Raw genomic sequence first — 5,615 nt, forward strand, 5'->3', positions numbered from 1 at the left:
TCGTCCATACCTGGCTCCCGCCTGTCCACCCGTAATCGTTGCTCTATGCACAAGGCGCCGGCGCCCACCGCTGTGTGACACCCGCCATCGGTGACACACCTCACGTGAGCGCCCTGTCACAAAGTCCTGGACACGAACGCCGCATGGCCAGGACGCCGACTCATATGGGGCGGGTCGGCCAGGCGGACCCGAATAACGTCTTGGACCGCGTGAACCTCAGTGGTTCACTCAAACGACGTGCTTCAGACCCGTTCCACAGCTCGATACCGTGCCTGACAGGATGTCTCGTTGAGTAACACACCGGATCTCGGTCCCGTGCCGCAGCGCATCACCATCACCGCGGAGCAGGTGCGCCGTCTCGTCGAACTGCAGTTCCCTCAATGGTCTGATCTCCCGGTTCGGCCCGTTGTCAACGGCGGCTGGGACAACCGAACGTTCCACCTCGGCACCGGAATGTCGGTGCGCCTGCCCTGCGCGTCCGAGTACGCCTTGGCAGTCGACAAGGAACACCGGTGGCTCCCGACGTTCGCTTCCCGGCTCCCGCTACCGATTCCCGTGCCGCTGGCGAAGGGCGAGCCCGGCGCGGGCTACCCGTACCCGTGGTCGATCTACCGATGGCTCGGCGGCGAGCCGGCCGGCGCGGACCGGATCGCCGATCCCGTCCGATTCGCGGTTGACCTGGCCGGGTTCCTGGCGGCCTTGCGGAGCATCGACCCCGCTGACGGTCCCCGCCCGGGGAAGCACAACTGGTTTCGCGGCGGCACGCTGCGGACGTACGACGGGGTGGTCCAGAACGCGCTCGCGGAACTGCACGGCCACGTCGATGTCGGCCTGGCGCGCGAGATCTGGAAGAGCGCCCTCGACGCGCGCTGGGACGGTGTGGAGAGCTGGTTCCACGGTGACGTCGCCGAGGGGAATCTCCTGCTCGACGACGGGCAGTTGGCGGCGGTCATCGACTTCGGCACCTGCGGCGTCGGCGATCCGGCCTGTGACCTGGCAATCGCATGGACCTTGCTGACCCCCGAGGGTCGGCAGGCGTTCCGGGAGCGGCTGTCAGTCGATGAGGCGGCATGGGCGCGCGGGCGTGGCTGGGCCCTGTGGAAGACGCTCGCCACCTACTCCTACACGGTGGGCGACGACGAGGAGGAGGCCGCGGGCGCGCGACGCGTACTCGGTGAGATCTTCTCCGAGTACGCGGCCGGCAGCCGATCCGCCGCCTCGAGGGGCACGGGCTAGCGCGGCGATGACCGAGCGACGTCAGGGCCTATTCCGGACGACGTAGCGCCGGTGAACCGTGGTTTCGAACCAGTTGACGTCCAGCCTGTGCCCTGCCAACGTGAACGCGAGTTCCAGGAAGGCCCCCTGCCGTTCGTCATAAGGATGCGGCGGGAACAGCGGCAGGTCCCCGAGATGGTCGTCGAGACCGTGGGGGTCCTCACCTCCGGCCGATCTCGGGCCGCCGCTGTCGACCACGGTCAGGACCCGACCGTCGACCGCCCGGCGGAGGCTGAGCCGCGTGTTCAGGTTGGCGAACAGGTTGAGGACCTCGACCCCGTCGGCTGAGATCTGCTCGATCTGCACCTTGCCATGCCAGCCCAGAGGCTCCATCACGACGACGCGGTCACCCGCGCGTCCACAGACGATCATGTGCGGCGCATTGTGGCCAGGGTAGGACGGCAGCTCGCCTCTCGCCTCGGCAATGGTGCACTCACGGACGTCGTCCAAGGCCCCGCCGAACCGCCGCGCGACCTCGTCCGGATCGTCGAGTCCGACCCAGGTGAGACAGCAGGACTCGGCCAGACCCGCCCCTACGAAGAGCCGGTAGTTCTCGCCGAATCGCCCGCCGCCCGAGATTCCCGGCCGCATGTGCTTCCTTAAGATCGTCCTGTTCGCCCACGGCCAGGGCCGCAGGCGGACAGGACGTTATCAGCGTTTATTGCGCGGGCAGGCCGCCCGACCTGATTCGGACCCAGAACGGGACGCTATGGGGCGTGGCCTCCCGTGCCTGTCATTGCCCGGCCGCCTGCTCCTGGTGTCGGTCGGCTCGGTGGATGGGCCGGCGCCTCAACAGCGGTCCGACCACCATGGGCTGTGCGAGGGCGAGCAGCACGCATGTGGCGGACAGTCCGCCCCACAGCCCTGCCGGTCCCGCGTGTTCGAGGAGTTGGGTGCTGCACAGGGGTGCGAGGATGGTGGCGACGCCCCATGAGGTGCCGAAGACCGAGAGATAGCGGGCCCGGGCGTGTTCGGGTGCGATGCTCGAGACCATCGCGTAGCTGCGTCCGAACATCAGCACGTCTCCGGCGCTCCACACCACCACGGCGGCCAGGTGTCCCGGCAGCCCGCCCGCGATGGCGAGGCCGGCCAGGCCTGCGGCGAGCAGCAGGTAGCCCGCGCACATGGCCGCGTGGTGGGACAGCGGCGCCGTCCATCTGAGCAACGGCTGGCAGAGCACCATGACGATGGCCGAGGCGGTGGACAGCAGTCCGGCGTCGGCGGCTAGGAGGCCGCGTTGTTCCAGCGCGAGCGGCAGGGCCATCACCACCTGCATGTACATGAGCGCGAAGAGGGTGCCGAACACCAGGAGCACGAGGAGCGAACGGTCGTGCCAGGGCGATCCGCCTGCCCGGGAGGCGGGGGCGTCGCCGGTCGGTTCCGGTGCGGGGCGGTCAGCGGGCAGGACGAAGCGTACGACGACCGCGCAGGCCACGCAGGTGGCGGCGTCCACGACGAACAGCCAGCGCAGGTCCCACCGTCCCACCCCGGCTGCGATCAGGCCGGCGCCCATGCCGCCGACCGCCATGGCCGCGTTGAGCAGGCTGAAGGCCTGCGCCTGCTGAGCCGGCGGGACGGCGTCCGCGATCATGGCTTGGGACGGCGGCTCGTAGATCTCGAAGACCAGGCCCAGCAGGACGGCGAATACGGCGATCATGGCCACTGATCCTGAGATCGCGATGCCCGCCTGGGCCAGCGCGCACCCGGCCAGCCCGGTCACGATGGTGCGGCGGCGTCCGAACCGGTCGGCCAGCACGCCGCCCAGCAGACGGGACGGGATGGTGGCTACGCCGAAGGCGGCGACGATCAGCCCGGCCGTGACGGCGTTCGCGCCGAACTCGGTGGTGATGAGGACGGTGAGGAATCCGAGGGAGAAGGCTCCCAGCCGGTTGATGGTCCGCGCGAGGACGAGCCACCACACGGCGCGCGGCAGACGCCCCGCACGGCCTGTCATCGGCATGCCAACCTCTCGCGTGACTAACGAAACTGGTAACGTCGGTCACGCACTCTAGAGCGCTGGAGGTGACCGGTCAAGTGATGTTCGATAGTCACGTGGCGATCCTGCTCGACACTGCGGTATCGCTCGTGAACGCCTTGACCGATGGCGAGGACGGCGGTAGGCCGTACGTGGCCCCGAAAGGTGAGGCGCTGCCATCCGCGATCGACGCGGCCCTGCCCGGGGACGTGACGGCCTCGATGGAAGAGGCCCTTTACCTGGCTGGGACAGCGCTGAAGGTCCGGCGGGTGTTCGAGGCCATGCACACCGACCGGGACGACGAGGCGGCCGCGCTCGTCAACGCGCTCGTCATCAGCACAGGCGCACGCCCGCAACTGGACCGGGCGCCGGGCGAGCCCTGGCAGGTCCACTTCCACGGCGCCGACGACACCCTCGCAGTGGGGTGGAGCGCGGGCATCGCGTCCGCCCTGACTCTGGCCATCGGCAGCGACCTCGGCGGCCGCCTCGGCATCTGCCAGGCGGCACGGTGCGATCGCGTGTACGTGGACACCTCCCGCAACGCGGTCCGCCAGTTCTGCTCCCGGCCCTGCCAGAGCCGTACGAAGGCAGCGGCCTATCGCGCCCGCTCAGCCGCCCGCCGACCCGGTCGAGTCTCGGGCTAATACTCCAGTGACATTTCGCGATCATGGCTCGGATCTGCGCTGGTAGTGGCAGCGTCGGGCGGTGGCTTGGTGTCGGCGGCGCCAGTCTGACCAGTGCAGGAGATGGGTGATCGACCGGTGGCAGGTCAGCACGAGTACGGCGAGCAGTCGGCGGATCTCGGGCAGTGTCAGCGGGATGCGGTCCTGGTCACTGGGTGGCTGGGCGGCGGCGACGGCCACCAGCAGGGCCAGCGCGAGCATGGCCAGGGTGATGTGCCGGTGCCAGGCCGTCCAGCCGCGTACCTGGTAGTGGTCCAGCCCGACCTGGCCCTTGGCGGCTTGGAAGGACTCCTCAACCGCCCATCGAATTCCAGCGATCTTGACCAGGGCCATCAGGGGCTGCCGGGTGGGCGCGTAGCAGCGGTAGAACGCCAGCTCGCCGGTGGTCAGGTTGCGTCGGATCAGCAGCCACCGACATCCGTGGGCCTCGCTTTCGTCGATCCGTGCCCAGGCCCAGGCGTACCAGCGGGGGCCCTTGACACCTTGACCGGCGCGGTAGCGGTGCCAGTGCCGATCGGACACTCGGGTGGCGACCTCGGCCGCGCTCACCTGGGCGCCCTCGAGTTCGACCCGCCGGTTGCCCGCGATCGCCAGCACGTACCCCATCCGGCGCTCCTCCAGGGCGGCGCGCAGGCGCGGGTCTTGCCCGTAGACCTCATCGCCGGTCACCCAATGGGCGGGCACGCCGGCCTCGAGGGCGGCCAGCACCATGGCCGTGGCCAGGGCGGGCTTGGTGGCGAAGGCGATCTCATCCGGGACACCCGCCGCGAGGCAGCGGCCGGGGTCGGCCAGCCAGGTGTGCTCGGGCACGTAGAGCCGCCGGTCCAGCAGCGCGCGTCCCGCCGGGGTGGCGTAGGCGAGGAACACACCGATCTGGCAGTTTTCGATCCGTCCCGCGGTGCCGCTGTATTGCCGCTGCACCCCGGCCGAACCGACGCCCTTCTTGACGAATCCGGTCTCGTCCACGATCAGCACGCCATCGGGACCGAGCCGGTCGACGGTGAAATCGCGGACGTCATCGCGCACCGCGTCGGCGTCCCAGCGGGCGGTGCGCAGCAGCCGCTGCAGCGCCTGCGGCCCGGTCAGCCCGGCGTGTTCGGCCAGGTTCCAGCAGTTCTTGCGGTCGATGTCAGCCAGCAACCCGCGCACATAGGCGGTTGCCGCACGCCGCGGTTCGACGCGGCCGAACCGGCCGGCGATCCGAGCCATCAGCTCGTTGAAGATGACCATCCAGCCGTCAGGGTCTACGCTGTGGCTCGCGGCCACCGCACGATCTTTGGTTGTTCTCACAAACTCCGAATGATCACGCGGTGGCCGTCGCCATGTGACCCCAACGCCTCAAGATCGCCAAGTGTCACTGGAGTACTAAGGTACGTACTCACCGGGCGGAGCGGTGGAGTGCGGGCGCCCGAATCTCATACCGGCTCACTAGGCCAATGGCGGTGCTCGGACCGGAGATGCCGGCCACGACTACGATGCCGCAGCCGGGACGCATATCCGGTGAGCGTAGTGTCGAACCGCGGTATCGGGCCTGCCCACGAACCGGTCCGAAACGCAATGGGGTCGTGCCAACCTGAAACCGCAGGCCAGGGGACTTGCCTGATCGTGGTTGGGTGTACTCGGGCTGGTGATGCGTGGGAATCATGATGAGTGATCGTCCGCCATCAGCGGATCAATGTTTC

Annotated in this window: 5 protein-coding genes; 2 read left to right on the forward strand and 3 right to left on the reverse strand. The window is 69.0% G+C overall.

The features are described 5' to 3' along the window. Nucleotides 1-288: 288 nt before the first annotated feature. Nucleotides 289-1,236, forward strand: a complete 948-nt coding sequence (locus ABGB14_RS49830; protein WP_347650933.1) for an aminoglycoside phosphotransferase family protein — start codon at nucleotides 289-291, stop codon at nucleotides 1,234-1,236. Nucleotides 1,237-1,257: 21 nt separating this feature from the next. Here ABGB14_RS49830 and ABGB14_RS49835 read toward each other — a convergent pair whose 3' ends face one another. Then, complete coding sequence (locus ABGB14_RS49835) at nucleotides 1,258-1,866, reverse strand: hypothetical protein (RefSeq protein WP_347650934.1); 609 nt, start codon at nucleotides 1,864-1,866, stop codon at nucleotides 1,258-1,260. A gap of 142 nt (nucleotides 1,867-2,008) precedes the next feature. After that, entirely contained in the window at nucleotides 2,009-3,229 is a 1,221-nt protein-coding gene (locus tag ABGB14_RS49840; protein WP_347650935.1) for an MFS transporter, read from the reverse strand. 98 nt (nucleotides 3,230-3,327) lie between these two features. Between ABGB14_RS49840 and ABGB14_RS49845 the strand changes: the two genes are divergently transcribed. Further along, nucleotides 3,328-3,894, forward strand: a complete 567-nt coding sequence (locus ABGB14_RS49845) for a CGNR zinc finger domain-containing protein (protein WP_347650936.1) — start codon at nucleotides 3,328-3,330, stop codon at nucleotides 3,892-3,894. 21 nt (nucleotides 3,895-3,915) lie between these two features. Here ABGB14_RS49845 and ABGB14_RS49850 read toward each other — a convergent pair whose 3' ends face one another. Further along, the gene (locus ABGB14_RS49850) at nucleotides 3,916-5,142 is read right to left on the reverse strand and encodes an IS701 family transposase (protein ID WP_347650937.1); all 1,227 of its coding nucleotides are present in this window, start codon (nucleotides 5,140-5,142) and stop codon (nucleotides 3,916-3,918) included. Nucleotides 5,143-5,615: the final 473 nt, after the last annotated feature.

The organism is Nonomuraea sp. B10E15 (assembly GCF_039871615.1).
Taxonomy (GTDB): domain Bacteria; phylum Actinomycetota; class Actinomycetes; order Streptosporangiales; family Streptosporangiaceae; genus Nonomuraea.